15 protein-coding genes are annotated in these 13,851 nt (G+C 44.6%); 8 read left to right on the top strand and 7 right to left on the bottom strand.

Annotated elements, in window-relative coordinates:
• Positions 1-330: 330 nt before the first annotated feature.
• The gene (locus BEL05_RS02105; RefSeq protein WP_028763349.1) at positions 331-786 is read left to right on the top strand and encodes an RNA recognition motif domain-containing protein; all 456 of its coding nucleotides are present in this window, start codon (positions 331-333) and stop codon (positions 784-786) included.
• Positions 787-843: 57 nt separating this feature from the next.
• Here BEL05_RS02105 and murI read toward each other — a convergent pair whose 3' ends face one another.
• On the bottom strand, positions 844-1,632 hold the full coding sequence (gene murI / locus BEL05_RS02100) for a glutamate racemase (protein WP_069670120.1): 789 nt from the start codon (positions 1,630-1,632) through the stop codon (positions 844-846).
• A gap of 141 nt (positions 1,633-1,773) precedes the next feature.
• On the opposite strand from murI, the gene trmA reads away from it, so the two are divergent.
• Complete coding sequence (gene trmA, locus BEL05_RS02095) at positions 1,774-2,871, top strand: tRNA (uridine(54)-C5)-methyltransferase TrmA (RefSeq protein WP_028763351.1); 1,098 nt, start codon at positions 1,774-1,776, stop codon at positions 2,869-2,871.
• 50 nt (positions 2,872-2,921) lie between these two features.
• Here the strand turns inward: trmA and fabR are convergent, their stop codons facing one another.
• Positions 2,922-3,536, bottom strand: a complete 615-nt coding sequence (fabR, locus tag BEL05_RS02090) for an HTH-type transcriptional repressor FabR (protein WP_028763352.1) — start codon at positions 3,534-3,536, stop codon at positions 2,922-2,924.
• Positions 3,537-3,675: 139 nt separating this feature from the next.
• Between fabR and BEL05_RS02085 the strand changes: the two genes are divergently transcribed.
• The 3 genes from BEL05_RS02085 (at position 3,676) to mnmH (ending at position 7,097) form a co-directional block, all read left to right on the top strand.
• Positions 3,676-4,782, top strand: coding sequence for a fatty acid desaturase (locus tag BEL05_RS02085; RefSeq protein WP_069670119.1), 1,107 nt, complete (start codon positions 3,676-3,678; stop codon positions 4,780-4,782).
• 165 nt (positions 4,783-4,947) lie between these two features.
• On the top strand, positions 4,948-5,991 hold the full coding sequence (gene selD / locus BEL05_RS02080) for a selenide, water dikinase SelD (protein WP_028763354.1): 1,044 nt from the start codon (positions 4,948-4,950) through the stop codon (positions 5,989-5,991).
• A complete protein-coding gene (mnmH, locus tag BEL05_RS02075; protein WP_069670118.1) occupies positions 5,991-7,097 on the top strand; it encodes a tRNA 2-selenouridine(34) synthase MnmH in 1,107 nt (368 codons plus the stop codon). Before selD ends, mnmH begins: the two co-directional genes overlap by 1 nt.
• Before the next feature lie 62 nt (positions 7,098-7,159).
• On the opposite strand, the gene BEL05_RS02070 is transcribed toward mnmH, so the two are convergent.
• The 5 genes from BEL05_RS02070 to nudE all read right to left on the bottom strand — a co-directional run bounded on the left by BEL05_RS02070 (position 7,160) and on the right by nudE (position 11,620).
• Positions 7,160-9,016, bottom strand: a complete 1,857-nt coding sequence (locus tag BEL05_RS02070; protein ID WP_069670117.1) for an MFS transporter — start codon at positions 9,014-9,016, stop codon at positions 7,160-7,162.
• On the bottom strand, positions 9,007-9,618 hold the full coding sequence (locus tag BEL05_RS02065; RefSeq protein WP_028763357.1) for a TetR/AcrR family transcriptional regulator: 612 nt from the start codon (positions 9,616-9,618) through the stop codon (positions 9,007-9,009). Before BEL05_RS02065 ends, BEL05_RS02070 begins: the two co-directional genes overlap by 10 nt.
• 138 nt (positions 9,619-9,756) lie before the next feature.
• Positions 9,757-10,218, bottom strand: a complete 462-nt coding sequence (locus tag BEL05_RS02060) for a GNAT family N-acetyltransferase (protein WP_083250280.1) — start codon at positions 10,216-10,218, stop codon at positions 9,757-9,759.
• The gene (gene cysQ / locus BEL05_RS02055) at positions 10,211-11,023 is read right to left on the bottom strand and encodes a 3'(2'),5'-bisphosphate nucleotidase CysQ (protein WP_028763358.1); all 813 of its coding nucleotides are present in this window, start codon (positions 11,021-11,023) and stop codon (positions 10,211-10,213) included. The genes BEL05_RS02060 and cysQ overlap by 8 nt, the downstream gene beginning before the upstream one ends.
• Positions 11,024-11,074: 51 nt before the next feature.
• The gene (nudE, locus tag BEL05_RS02050; RefSeq protein ID WP_028763359.1) at positions 11,075-11,620 is read right to left on the bottom strand and encodes an ADP compounds hydrolase NudE; all 546 of its coding nucleotides are present in this window, start codon (positions 11,618-11,620) and stop codon (positions 11,075-11,077) included.
• A 97-nt stretch (positions 11,621-11,717) separates the two neighbouring features.
• Between nudE and yrfG the strand changes: the two genes are divergently transcribed.
• The 3 genes from yrfG to BEL05_RS02035 all read left to right on the top strand — a co-directional run bounded on the left by yrfG (position 11,718) and on the right by BEL05_RS02035 (position 13,620).
• On the top strand, positions 11,718-12,386 hold the full coding sequence (yrfG, locus tag BEL05_RS02045) for a GMP/IMP nucleotidase (RefSeq protein WP_028763360.1): 669 nt from the start codon (positions 11,718-11,720) through the stop codon (positions 12,384-12,386).
• A 110-nt stretch (positions 12,387-12,496) separates the two neighbouring features.
• Positions 12,497-13,114: a transcriptional repressor LexA gene (gene lexA, locus BEL05_RS02040; RefSeq protein WP_028763361.1), complete on the top strand. Its 618-nt coding sequence runs from the start codon at positions 12,497-12,499 to the stop codon at positions 13,112-13,114.
• Positions 13,111-13,620: a cell division inhibitor SulA gene (locus tag BEL05_RS02035; RefSeq protein WP_069670116.1), complete on the top strand. Its 510-nt coding sequence runs from the start codon at positions 13,111-13,113 to the stop codon at positions 13,618-13,620. The genes lexA and BEL05_RS02035 overlap by 4 nt, the downstream gene beginning before the upstream one ends.
• The last annotated feature ends 231 nt before the right edge of the window (positions 13,621-13,851 follow it).

The raw sequence follows: 13,851 nt of genomic DNA, 5'->3' as shown, positions 1-13,851 counted from the left end.
TTCAGTGCCTGACCACTCTGTAACCTAGGCTACTTAGTGTTTCGACTTGTCTCTGCGAGCTTTGCCGTGTCAGTGGATGCGCATTATAGGGAGCCACTCATTTTACGCAAGGGCTTTTTATAAAAATAACGATCGCTCGCCGATCTTTTAAACATTACGCTGTTTTTTCTAGCACCCTGGACCTTTTATGTTCGATTTGGGTACCAGTATTAGACGACCACAAGTAATTAAGTTCGTTTTTTCATCAATATACTAGTGTAATTACTAATAATTCATTACCATATACGAGCTATTAACAGTTAATTATCATTATTCTTTAGAGAACCTATTATGCAAAAGCCATTTCTTATAGTTTTGATCGTCGCCGTAGTTGGCGCATTGGCAATATCTCAGTTTACGCCAGATATCTATTCAGCAATCGCATTTTTCACTGGTGCCATCATCGCAAGTGTTATCTATACGCTACAGTCTTCGCAATCTGCACCAGTTACTAACGAACAGTATAAAGGTCCAACAATGACTTTATATGTTGGTAACCTGCCTTACCGTGTACACGAAGGTGAAGTTAAGGAGCTATTTGGGAAATATGGTCCTGTCAATTCAGTGCGACTTGTAAGAGATCGCAAAACGGGTCGACGTAAAGGGTTTGGATTTATTGAGATGTCAGAAGCTGGTGCAACTAAAGCGATGGCCAAACTTAATGAGTTTGATTTCCAAGAGCGTACACTTAAAGTCAGAGAAGCTAAGTCGCAAGACGCTGATAAGAGCGAATCTGCTGCAAGCTAGCTTTATCACTTTATAACATGCACATTCATTTTCATGTTTTGCATGTTATAAAGCTCATCAGTAGGCTGTCATAAATCGGTTTACTGATGAGAATCCCCATTCACGTAATGTCGCCTCCAATCCACTACCTATCTTGTTCGTTGTAAATAGCGCGTGACAAACACTATTGCCTTCTGAAGTAGCAGGCTCACCAACAATCACTTTTACTCGTGCAGCAATTGCTTTTGCTGAATCGAGCAACAGCACGCTCTCTCCCAAGTAGTTTTGCAACTCGCCTTTTAAAATCGGAAAGTGGGTACAGCCTAAAACAAGCGTATCAATACCAGATTGCTTAATCGGTGCTAGCACCCTATTCAGTTCAGCTTGGTCAATGTGCTCTTTTGCTAGCTTAGACTCAGCCATTAATACCAACTGAGACGAGCCGAATCTCTCGACCTTACAATCTGAGGCAAACTGACAAATAAGATCATCGGTATAACTACGGTTTACCGTACCTGGGGTTGCGAGCAAGCCTATATGTTTGGAGGTCGATAACTGGGCCGCTGGTTTTATGGCTGGCACCACACCCACGATGGGCACGGTTAACTTTTCACGTAGCGAAGGCAAAACCAAGGTACTAGCACTATTACAAGCGACAACGACAACGTCGATACTCAACTCAGTCACAGCAGCACTGATTAGTGATACACACCCTGATATAAGTTCTTGCTCATCCAACTCCCCATAGGGCAAGCGAGCATTGTCAAATAGGTAGTAGTAATTCGCATTAGGTAGGGAGAGTTGTAACTCTGAGAATATAGATAACCCTCCCACACCAGAATCGAATACTAAAATAGTTGCTGACAATTATAGCTCTCCATAGAAACAGTAAAAGGTAATGCGCGACGGATTTCCCCATCGCTAACGATAATTCGAAAGCCAGAGACTAGACATCATCGCTAGGTAGTATACTATTTGCGCCCCCAATGATAGCAATGGTGTTTACAAATGAATTTAGAAGCAATGGATCCTAACCAATACGAAGCGCAACTCGATGCGAAGCGTGAAAAATTAGCGCAACTTTTTGCTGACTTTACGACACCAACATTGGAAGTTTTTGCCTCTGAGCCCAAGCATTATCGGATGCGCGCTGAATTTCGTGTTTGGCATGATGGTGACGATCTTTACTATTATATGTTCGATAAAGTACTGAATCAAAAAGTACGTTGCGAACAATTTTTACCGGCAAGCGCTTTGATAAACGCCATGATGCCTGCGCTGATGGAGGAGTTGCGTCCAAACTCTATCTTGCGCCATAAGCTTTTCCAGGTAGATTTTCTCTCTACACTTAGCGGTGAAATATTAGTGTCGTTACTGTATCACAAGCAGTTAGACCAACAGTGGCAAGATGAAGTGCAAGCGCTTAAACAACGCCTGTCACACCAGTTCAATGTCAATATCATTGGCCGAGCTCGTAAACAAAAGTTGGTTATCGATAAAGATTTTGTCATCGAGTCACTACCTGTGAATGGCGAAACGCTAATCTATAAGCAAATTGAAAATAGTTTTACTCAGCCCAATGGCAAGGTATCAATTAAGATGCTGGAGTGGGCTATCGATATCACCAAGCAAAGCTCAGGCGATCTATTGGAGCTTTATTGCGGCAATGGAAACTTTTCAATTGCTTTGGCGCAAAACTTTAATCGTGTATTGGCAACTGAATTAGCTAAGCCCTCTGTTGATTCTGCCCAATTTAATATCCAAGCCAACAATATCGACAATCTGCAAATTATTCGTATGTCGGCAGAAGATTTTACCGATGCACTAGCTAAGAAACGCAGCTTTAGACGCTTAGAAGGCGTAGATTTAGACAGTTATAACTGTAATACGATTTTTGTTGACCCACCGCGTGCAGGCCTTGATGATAACACTTTAGCTATGGTGCAGCATTACGAGCGAATTATGTATATCTCGTGTAATCCACAGACCTTGATGGACAACCTCAACGTATTAGAGAAGACCCACAAGATCACCCGCTTCGCATTATTCGATCAATTTCCGTATACCGATCACATGGAATCTGGCGTACTACTTGAGCGCCGCTAAATGATTGACAATAAAAAAGGGCTTTAAAGCCCTTTTTTATTGCGTTTATATCAGCGATTTTCCATCTTGTGCTGTAAAGCCTCAGCGCCTTTTGCCACCATACGTAACTGGATAACTAAACGATCGGCCAACACTTTACGATCAACACGTTTCATATCCAGTGCCGCCGCCCCCGCATTAAAGACTAACGTCACTAACGCCTCTGCTTGAGCACGCGCTAACTCAGGAGAGCGTTTTGCTGTTGCCTCAGTGTAATGCGCAAGTTCAGAGATAAAGTGTTCAATCTCTCTAGCTACCGCGGCACGAAAAGGGGCAGAGGTTCCAGAACGCTCATGCAGTAAAATACGAAACACGTTGGGATTAGATTCCAACACTTCCATAAAGGTATCTACCGATATACGAATAACACTGCCACCAGCTTCGGCTCGCTGACGCCCCTTTCGCATCATCTGCCTTAGCGTTAAACCACCTTCATCAACCATGGTTAACCCAAGTTCGTTCATATCTTTAAAATGACGATAAAACGACGTAGGTGCGATCTTGGCCTCGCGAGCCACCTCACGCAAACTCAGGCTAGAAAAACTTCGTTCAGCACTTAATTGATTAAATGCTGCGTCAACTAAGGCGCGACGAGTTTTTTCTTTCTGCTGTGCTCTTATGCCCATCATGATGAATCCACTAGATAAAGATAATCTGCAGATAATACCTGCTTTAGCACAAAAACACAGCCCAACTTGACCTCGACAAGCAATCAAGATAAATTAGCTTACAGATGTACGCTCAACTTGTTGTCGGAAAATTATAATGAAAAAACCTCCCCTCATCTGGACTAATGTTTTACTGTTTGCCGTGACGTTTCTCGGCGCAATTATTTTAGTTCCTTGGTACGGTATCACCTATGGCTATGGCTTTGCTGAATGGTTCGCCTTCATAGTACTCGCATTCGCCAGCGGTCTATCTATTACTGCTGGCTACCATAGGCTTTGGTCTCATCGTACCTATAAAGCTCATTGGTCTATGCGATTCCTTTTTGCATTAGGCGGTGCACTAGCGCTACAAAACAGCGCGCTACACTGGTCTTCTGATCACCGCATTCATCACAAGCATGTGGATGACAATGATAAAGACCCCTATTCGGCGAACATGGGTTTCTGGTACAGCCATATCGGCTGGATGCTGCGCGAATACCAAGCACAGCGTTATCATGATTATAAGAATGTCAGAGACTTACAAAATGATAAAATTGTGATGTGGCAGCATAAATATTATCTACCATTGTTGCTTATCATGAATTTCGGCCTACCGGCCTTACTGGGTTGGCTGAATGGCGATGTGTGGGCAATGCTACTAATGGCAGGCTTACTACGATTAGTCGTAGTTCATCATTGCACCTTCTTTATTAACTCGTTAGCACACATCTGGGGCAGTCAGCCATACACAGACAAGAACACCGCCAGAGACAATGGTATATTGGCCGTATTTACTTATGGCGAGGGCTACCACAACTTTCATCATATTTTCGAAAATGATTATCGTAATGGCATTAACTGGTGGCACTATGATCCAACCAAATGGTTAATCAACACCATGGCGTCGATGGGACTGGCAACTCAACTGCGAGTCACACCACAAGAGCGTATAGAAAGCGCTAAATTGCAGATGCAATTAAAGCGAACCCGAGGCCGTGTTGAACAACTGGCCAACCGTGAAGAGGCGCTTGAAAAACTACATGCAGAATATGAGCTATTAAAGCGTCATATCAGTGAATACTATCAAGCTCACAAAGAGTTATTGGATGCCAAAAGAAAACAGCTAAGCAACCAGCAACTGCTACAAAAAGTTGAGCAGCTTAAGCAAGATCTTATTGCACATAAGAAAAACTGGAAACTATTAACCGCCAGCTACGCTTAAGTAAAAAGCTATTTCTCTAAAAGGCCACTTTAACAGTGGCCTTTTTTATAAATAGAGCTGGTGACCCCACATCGACCACAATACCTATTGACCCCAATTGAAGTGCTCTGTAGATGGGTCTATGATGGGCGACAATTCACTTCAACCTAGAGACCCTTTGAGTCCATGTCTGCAGAAAAAATCAAACTCACCGAATACAGCCACGGCGCCGGTTGCGGCTGTAAAATTTCACCTAAGGTCTTAGGCACAATCTTGGCATCGCAGCTCCCCATCTTTGACGACCCTAATATTCTGGTTGGTAATCAGACGCGAGATGATGCCGCGGTGTATAAACTTAATGATGAGACTGGCATCATTAGTACTACTGATTTCTTTATGCCGATTGTGGACGATCCTTTTACCTTTGGCCGCATTGCAGCCACCAACGCAATTAGTGATATCTATGCGATGGGTGGGACCCCTATGATGGCAATTGCAATTCTCGGCTGGCCAGTCAACGTGCTAGCACCAGAAATTGCCCAACAAGTTGTTGATGGTGGACGTCAAGCCTGCGCTGATGCGGGTATCATGCTAGCTGGCGGTCACAGTATTGATGCTCCAGAACCTATTTTTGGCCTCGCCGTCACAGGACAGATCCCCCTAACTGAACTGAAACAAAACAATACGGCCAAGGCAGGAGATACGCTTTATCTCACCAAGCCGCTAGGAATAGGCATTCTTACGACAGCACAGAAACAGAAAAAACTGGCCAATGAAGATCTTAATATTGCCCCCGATGCCATGTGTCAGCTCAATAAGATTGGGCCCGCCATCGCGAAGATCAACGGCGTAACGGCGATGACTGATGTCACGGGATTCGGCTTAGCCGGTCATCTAATTGAAATGTGTCTCGGCGCGAAACTCTCTGCCAAGATACATGTTGACTCTTTGCCTCTACTGCCAAAAGCCAAAGCTTACTTGGAGATGGGTTGTATCCCAGGCGGGACTCATAGAAATTACGACAGTTATGGAGAGCACTTGCCAAGCGTCAATGAAGAGCAAAAAGCCCTATTATGTGACCCTCAAACGAGCGGCGGGTTACTCATCTCGGTATCCAGCTCCCATGAAGCGGAGTTAATTGCACTCTTAGAAGCCAATGATATCGCGCCCATCAGTATTGGCCAATTGGTTGAGAACAATGACGCACTTCAACTGGTGGAACTCATTTGATGCCAACCAATATCGTCCCTAAAAGCAGTTATACCGAGCTCTTTCTTAGCGACCGCCCCATCATGGATGTACGCGCACCAATTGAGTTTGGTAAAGGCGCTTTTCCGACTAGCAGCAATCATCCATTGATGCAGGATGAGGAGCGCAGGCTCGTCGGCACGTGTTATAAACAGCAGGGCCAAGATGCTGCCATAGCACTTGGACACACCTTAGTGGCTGGAGAGCTCAAACAGCAAAGAGTCGATGCTTGGACGACTTATTTCAGCGCCAATCCTAATGCTTATTTATACTGCTTTCGTGGTGGGCTGCGCTCACAACTGACACAAACATGGCTAAAAGAGGCTGGATTAGCGATTCCCTATATTGAAGGTGGCTACAAAGCGATGCGTCAGTTTTTAATAGACATTATCGATACAGCCCCCAGCGTAAAGCCGATGATGATTGTCAGCGGTATGACCGGCAGTGGCAAAACCGACTTTTTGTACAAGCGCAGTGAAGCTGTCGATTTAGAAGGGCTCGCCCACCATAGAGGTTCTAGCTTTGGTCGGTATCACGAACCACAACCCACACAGATTAACTTTGAAAACAGTCTGGCTGTCGCGCTACTAAAACATCAACACAGTGAAGCAAAATCACTGTTACTTGAAGATGAAAGCTTTCTAATTGGCCGTTCTGCGCTGCCACAAGCATTCTATCAAGGCATGCAAGTCGCCAATATATTGGTCTTAGAAGAAAGCAGAGAAGCAAGACTAAACCGCTTACTTAATGAATATGTGCACAAAATGGCCAGCGGTTATATTGAACGCCTTGGAGAAGACGCGGGCTTTACCGCGTTTGGCGAGTACCTGTCCCAAAGCATTACTGGAATCAAAAAACGTATCGGTGGCAAACAGCATGATGAATTACAAACGCTGATCCGCAATGCCTTGGCAATCCAACAAAGCCGCGGTGATACTGAGACCCATCTTGAATGGATAAACATATTACTCAGTATCTATTATGATCCTATGTATCAATATCAGATTGATAAAAAAAGTGATCGGGTGCTTTTTCGCGGCGATCACCAAGCCATGCATCAATGGCTTGACCAAAAAGCTGTAGGCTAAGCTAAAAAGCTAGGCGTTTATCTCCTAGCTTTTTTAAACTCTTAGTCACTCCCAACATAGGGTTACTCTGACTGCAGCACCTCGACTTTAGCACGCAGCAACTGTCGTTCGACGGTCCCAGCGACGGCATCATCTATCTTGACCGTGACTTTCGACCAAAACCGTTTCGGCCGCGTACTCAAAGCATGACCATCTTTATGACTAAAATAGGAACCCCACAACCCGTTTAACGCCATAGGGATGACTGGCACGGTATCACGAGCCAAGATCTTATCGATACCAGGCTTAAATTCTCCTAGCAGGCCATCAGGTGTTAATCTTCCCTCAGGAAAAATACACACTAACTCATCATTTTGTAATGCTTGGTGGATCTGATCAAACGCGCTGTTATAAGTATTCTGGCACTGCCTAGGCGAACAAATCGGGATCACGCCTGCATGACGAAACAGATATTTCAACAGCGGGATCTCACTAATCGATTTATCCATAACAAAGCGGATCGGCCGAGTAGAAGCGCCCATGATAATCAGCGCGTCGACATAGCTGACATGATTACAAACAATCACAGCAGCCCCCTCTTTTGGTAGCTTTGCCCGCCCTTCAACCGTGACACGATAGAAAACATGACTCAGTAAGTAACTGATGAACCGCTGAGTAAACTCAGGTACCTGAGAATAGACATAAAGCGCCACGACAGAATTCAGGAGTGCCAGCAGTAAAAACAACTCAGTGATCGTCCAATTAAGCCCCTCCAACAACACCATAGATAGTAATGCCGAACACACCATAAACAGCGCATTAACGATATTGTTCGCCGCTATCGCCTGGGCACACTCTTCTTTCTTGGCCCGTGACTGAATAAAGGCATAAAGTGGCACAATAAATAGCCCGCCACTCACGCCGACCATAAATAGCGCAAACATGACACCATAATGTTGCGAAGCATCAATAAAGCTGCCGATACTATAGATATAGCTAACATCTATTGGCGCAGGTGGAATCGTCCATAAAAGGTCTACGCCAAAGACCGTTAACCCAAGCACGCCAAAAGGTAACAAACCAAGCTCAACATGACCAAAAGAAAAACGCTCACAAATATATGAGCCAATGGCTATACCGATAGAAAATAGCGCCAACAATAACGAGACGACCGTTGCATCGGCATGCAGGTGTAGCTTGGCGAAGTTAGGAAACTGGGTAAGATACGTCGCGCCTAAAAACCAAAACCAACTGATCGCCAATATCGCCATCCAGATAGTCGGTGTTTGTCTGACCTTGGCGATACTACGCCAAGTTCCTGATAACGGCTCAAAACGTATTTTTTTTACCACGCCCAAAGGGGGCATTGCTGGAATAGCGCGACTAGAAAGGTAACCACAAATTGACAATACAAACACACTCACCGCAGCTGTCACTAAATTATGTTCACTCGCAACAATAAGTCCAGCACTGAGCGTGCCCACTAGAATAGAGAGAAAGGTCCCCATCTCAACCCACGCATTTCCCGTTACCAACTCATCCTCAGCAAGTGCTTGTGGTAGCAGAGAGTACTTTACGGGCCCAAAGTAGGCCGACTGACTTCCGGTTAAAAACAAGAGTAGCAGCATCATCAGGTAGCTCTGGCTCAATATCGCCATAGCTGCGCAAGACATTATCACGACTTCAAACTGCTTTAATCGCCTTATTAATTTGGCTTTATCCATGTTGTCGGCCACCATACCTGCATGAGCAGAAAACAGGAAAAAGGGCAAAATAAAGACCCCGGCAGCAAGGTTTACAAACAAATTAACGCTCATAGGTAAGTCGTTAACTTGGGTATATGTCACCATTAACAGCAAGACATTCTTATAGATATTGTCGTTTAATGCTCCCAAACACTGGGTGGAAAAATAGGGAAAAAACCTTTTAGTTAATAACATGCCGCCTCCTTGTGGCAACCCATGCCAGCTAAATAACCACTCACATGATTTTTTAATAACATCTCCAGCGGTACCTGCTCGATGAATAATTTCTCATCGAGCGCTAACGTCGTCAATCCATGAATCCCACCCCATAGCACTCGGCTCATCACCGCCAAATCTGATGCTGTCGCGCTAGCAAATAGCTGGCACAAACAGCTTTCAACTAACGTGAAGAGTTCATTGATTAGGTTGGCATGTGTCGCCGGCAAAGCTTCATCATTGCTCATTTTTAAACTAAAAACTAATCGGAAAGCATGAGGGTGCTGCAGCGCAAATTGACTATAAATAATAGCCATAGCATCGAGTGTTTCTATTGGAGAAGACCTATCAGCCTGCTTTAACTGACCAAGCAGTTGCGCTAACGTCTGACGAGAAACCGTAAGTAATAGCAGCTGGTAGCTACCAAATACCTTTACTAAGGTACTTGGAGCATAACCGATCATGGTGGCGATTTGACGTAAACTCAGTTGGTTAACATCTTGCTGATGCAGATGATTGATGACCGCAGCAACCGCCATCTGCCTTATTTCATCATGAGTATGCTCTTTCCTTCTTGCCACTTTCCATCCTAGACGATTGACCTTAAGAAGGTGTAAAGCTAACAGCAAACAAAATAAAAAACAATGTTCACAATAAGATTAATACTCAATCACTTTGACGTAGGTTTTCTGGTTAATCAGATAAACAGGGGGAAAAGACTAAACAGTTCGGTTTAGTACCATTAACAATCTATCTTCACCTGCACCAAAATAGTCCTTTTCAAGATTCACCTCTACAAAGCCCAGCGCCAGGTAGAGGTAACGAGCTGGATTGGTTGGTGCAACGGTCAACTTAATGCTTGCAACAGACGCAGGCACTGTGGCCATAGCATCTAAAATTAAACGCTTACCCACGCCATTGCCCTGTGCTGACCTTGCCACGGCGACAGACAATAGCCAAGCGCAATCGGCTTGTTCACTTTGCGCAATCAGAATGTATCCAAGTAGTGAATCTTGCTGATCAACCGCAACCTTTAACCCCGAAGGCCAACAGTCATAACACTGTCGAAAAAAGAAATCCGGATAGCTATGCGCACCGAAGAGTTGCTGCTCAAGCTGATAAACGGCAAGCAGTTCGCCCTTGTCAATTGGACGAACCGTTATGAATTCTGAACTATTCACTAACTAACAGTTCATCCCACGGAAGATGAGTCGATCCAACAACGATAAAATTAGGATTCTCGAGCGACTCTCTTTCGTTATAACTCAAAGGCTGCAGTTCGAGGTCCATGACCTGCCCCCCAGCCTCTTCAATAATGATTTGCGCAGCACCTGTATCCCACTCGCCCGTTGGACCAATACGCACATAGCAATCTGCACGTCCTTCGGCAACTAAACAGCTCTTTAATGCTGCACCACCCAACACAACCAGGTCACAATGTCGTGACTGATTAAACAGTTTTAGCACTGACTGTGGATCTTGACGGCGGCTCACCGCTAAACGCAAAGAAGGTTCATCATCACAGGTCAACTGACGACTAGAAATACGCAACTCACCTTTACAGGAACGCTTATAAGCCCCAAGGCCTGCAATGGCATAATAGATCACCTCAGTCATAGGTACATACACTATGCCCATAATAGGTCGATTATGTTCAACCAAGGCGATGATCACTGAAAAATCGCCACTACCTGCAATAAACTCGCCCGTTCCGTCTAAGGGGTCAACCAACCAATATCGCTGCCATTCAGCACGCTCAGCAAAAGGAATATCGGCATCCTCTTCCGAGAGAACGGGAATATCAGGCGTTAACTTAGTTAGCGCAGAAGTAATGATATTATGGGCCGCAATATCGGCAGACGTCACCGGGGTATTATCAGACTTAACTTCCTTATCAAAGTTACCCTCTAAGTAGATATCCTTGATCGCTATGCCTGCCTCAACCGCAATGGCTATTGCCTGCTCCACATAATCTTCTGGCTTCATCACAACTCCAACAGCCTAAACAGGCAATGCATATATGATAATTTGTAGTAACTACTTTAGTTTTAGATGTTTCTGCGCCAAAAACAAGGCGCTAACGCTTCTCGACTCAGAAAAGTCCCTTTCAGACAAGAGTTCAGACCACTTGCTCAATGGCCAGGGCACCACCTCGATAGGTTCAGGCTCATCGCCCTCTAAACGACTCTCATACAGATCTTCAGCGATAAAAATCTGCATTTTGCTAGCAAAATACCCGGGCGCTAAACTCAGCTCCATTAAATGAGTTAAGGTTTTAGCACCAAAACCTATCTCTTCTTGTAGCTCACGATTGGCGGCTTCTGCTGGAGTTTCACCAGGATCAACTAAGCCTTTGGGGAACCCCAGCTCATAGCTATGCGTCCCCGCTGCATACTCACGCCCTAAGAGCAATTTATCGTCCAACACGGGCACTACCATCACAGCGCCACGGTTATTGCCCTTCATTCGCTCATATTGACGTTCTACCTGATTGGAGAACTTCAGATGCACTTGCTCTATCTGAAACAGACGGCTTTGTGCAACAACTTTAGTATGTAAAATTTGCGGCTTTTTGTCCGACATGGATGTTCCTGATAAAAATGGCGTTTGCTTAACAGTTCAATCTTACTATGATGTGCTTAATCCACAACTCTAGCGATGGAATTTTTTTACTTCTCATATGTTTCCATGGAATAACATAGATACCGTGCTCCTCGATATGGACGGTACACTACTCGACCTTCACTTTGACAACCACTTCTGGTTAAGTGTTGTGCCACAAAGCTTGAGCAGAGAACGAGGGATCAGCCTAGAACAAGCCAATGCCATAGTTGAAATCGCCTATGACAAGGTTTTTGGAACTTTAGAGTGGTACTGTATTGATTATTGGGCTAAAGAATTGAATCTAAATATTCTGGCTCTACACCAGACAATGGTCGACAGGATTCAATTAAGACAAGACAGCCTGCCATTCCTCGACGCACTCGGAAAAGCAGGCAAAAAAAGAATCTTAGTTACTAACGCACACCCTAATAGTCTAGCGCTTAAGCTGGAACACACTGACCTGGCAACCGGGCTAGACGCTATCATCTCAAGCCATGAAACTGGATTTCCTAAAGAGCATCCGCAATTTTGGGCTGCCCTGTTTAATCAATATCAGCTAAATCCCAAACGCTGCTTATTTATCGATGATAGTGAGGCCATCTTAGCCGCGGCGAAATTAGCTGGGGTCCACTATCAGCTTGGTATCAAAAATCCAGACAGCCAGAAGCCCCATAAAATTTTTACTGACTTTCCTGCGATTGATGACTATCAGCATCTGCTTGATGAACTTAATAAGCAAAATTAGCAGCATAAAGCCTTAACCTATGGTCATCATAGCAATAATTTGGTTAATACTTGCGCTACAATAAATACTGTATATACTAACAGGTACTGTATGGAAAGACAGGAACTTTAATGAGACCACTAACCCCAAGACAAGCCGAAATTTTAGACCTTATTAAGCGCAATATCGCCGACACAGGTATGCCACCAACCCGAGCTGAAATTGCACGACGCTTAGGCTTTAAAAGCGCCAATGCCGCAGAAGAGCACTTAAAGGCGTTGGCTAAAAAAGGCTGCATAGAGATCATGCCCGGCACCTCACGCGGAATAAAACTGACGCAGGAAGATGAACCTGAAGAGCTTGGTTTACCACTGATTGGCCAAGTCGCTGCCGGTGAGCCTATCCTAGCTCAAGAGCATGTAGAGCAGCACTACAAGGTCGATCCATCCATGTTCCGCCCGAGTGCAGACTTTCTTTTGCGAGTCCGTGGCGACAGTATGAAAGATATCGGTATTTTAGAAGGCGATCTACTCGCAGTGCATAAAGTTGAGCAAGCGCGTAACGGCCAAGTCGTAGTAGCGCGTGTTGAAGATGATGTCACCGTAAAACGATTCGAAAAGAAAGGAAATACTGTATACCTTCATGCTGAAAATGAAGAGTATTCACCTATTGTTGTCGACTTATCCACCCAAAGTTTAAGCATTGAAGGCTTGGCCGTTGGTGTGATCAGAAATGGAGATTGGCAATGAACAACTTAATAGGCAATGCACCGCGTCATCCAGGTCTATGGGTTGAAATGGGTGACCAGATTAAGCACAGCCACAATGCAAGCATATCGACAGTATCCAGTGTCACACAAGGCAAACAAGAACTGCAGGCATTAACACCACAGCTTGCAAGATTGAGCCAACAAGGTCAGTGGGTTGTACTTATTAGTCCGCCGAATATTGGCTATAAGCAGATGCTGGCTGATGCTGGCGTGCGCATGGACAGAATTCTACTGGTTCACACCAAAGATGAAGTTGAAGCGTTATGGGCTATGGAAAAAGCACTCACTAGTGGCACATCTAGTGCGGTCATTAGCTGGACTCACACCCTTGACGAACGTGATAACCGACGTCTGCAGCTGGTTGCAAAAAACTGCAGTGCACTAGGTGTCGTGATAGAAGAAGGCAATGTTCACTTGCCATCTGCCGCACACAGTTCAGATGATTTAGCCATGCAGCAAGGTTCGCTATTTTCATCTCTGCACTAGCATCTGCAAGAACACTTTCCATACGCAAGCCCCTAACGGGGCTTTTTTTGTCTCTGTTTTTTTTAGAAAAATAAAAGTAAAAGTGATCTTGATCAATATTTGAACACGCATTAAGTTAGTAACAGATATCAACGATTATTTGTTATATCCGAACAATTTAGTTGTCGGCTTCTTTACACTTGGCAGAGTAAACAGCGCCTTGGAATTGAAACTGAAATTCGCCTGATATAT

The sequence above is a fragment of the Shewanella colwelliana genome, assembly GCF_001735525.1.
Classification (GTDB): domain Bacteria; phylum Pseudomonadota; class Gammaproteobacteria; order Enterobacterales; family Shewanellaceae; genus Shewanella; species Shewanella colwelliana.
This window is presented reverse-complemented; position numbering and strand designations above follow the sequence as displayed.

Excerpts from the sequence above, each read along its gene's own strand:
- BEL05_RS02105 (WP_028763349.1), top strand. The coding sequence starts at position 331 with ATGCAAAAGCCATTTCTTATAGTTTTGATCGTCGCCGTAGTTGGCGCA.
- cysQ (WP_028763358.1), bottom strand. The coding sequence starts at position 11,023 with ATGAAGCCAGAAGATTATGTGGAGCAGGCAATAGCCATTGCGGTTGAG.
- BEL05_RS02085 (WP_069670119.1), top strand. The coding sequence starts at position 3,676 with ATGAAAAAACCTCCCCTCATCTGGACTAATGTTTTACTGTTTGCCGTG.
- mnmH (WP_069670118.1), top strand. The coding sequence starts at position 5,991 with ATGCCAACCAATATCGTCCCTAAAAGCAGTTATACCGAGCTCTTTCTT.
- nudE (WP_028763359.1), bottom strand. The coding sequence starts at position 11,620 with ATGTCGGACAAAAAGCCGCAAATTTTACATACTAAAGTTGTTGCACAA.
- trmA (WP_028763351.1), top strand. The coding sequence starts at position 1,774 with ATGAATTTAGAAGCAATGGATCCTAACCAATACGAAGCGCAACTCGAT.
- selD (WP_028763354.1), top strand. The coding sequence starts at position 4,948 with ATGTCTGCAGAAAAAATCAAACTCACCGAATACAGCCACGGCGCCGGT.
- yrfG (WP_028763360.1), top strand. The coding sequence starts at position 11,718 with ATGTTTCCATGGAATAACATAGATACCGTGCTCCTCGATATGGACGGT.
- lexA (WP_028763361.1), top strand. The coding sequence starts at position 12,497 with ATGAGACCACTAACCCCAAGACAAGCCGAAATTTTAGACCTTATTAAG.
- fabR (WP_028763352.1), bottom strand. The coding sequence starts at position 3,536 with ATGGGCATAAGAGCACAGCAGAAAGAAAAAACTCGTCGCGCCTTAGTT.
- BEL05_RS02035 (WP_069670116.1), top strand. The coding sequence starts at position 13,111 with ATGAACAACTTAATAGGCAATGCACCGCGTCATCCAGGTCTATGGGTT.
- BEL05_RS02070 (WP_069670117.1), bottom strand. The coding sequence starts at position 9,016 with ATGTTATTAACTAAAAGGTTTTTTCCCTATTTTTCCACCCAGTGTTTG.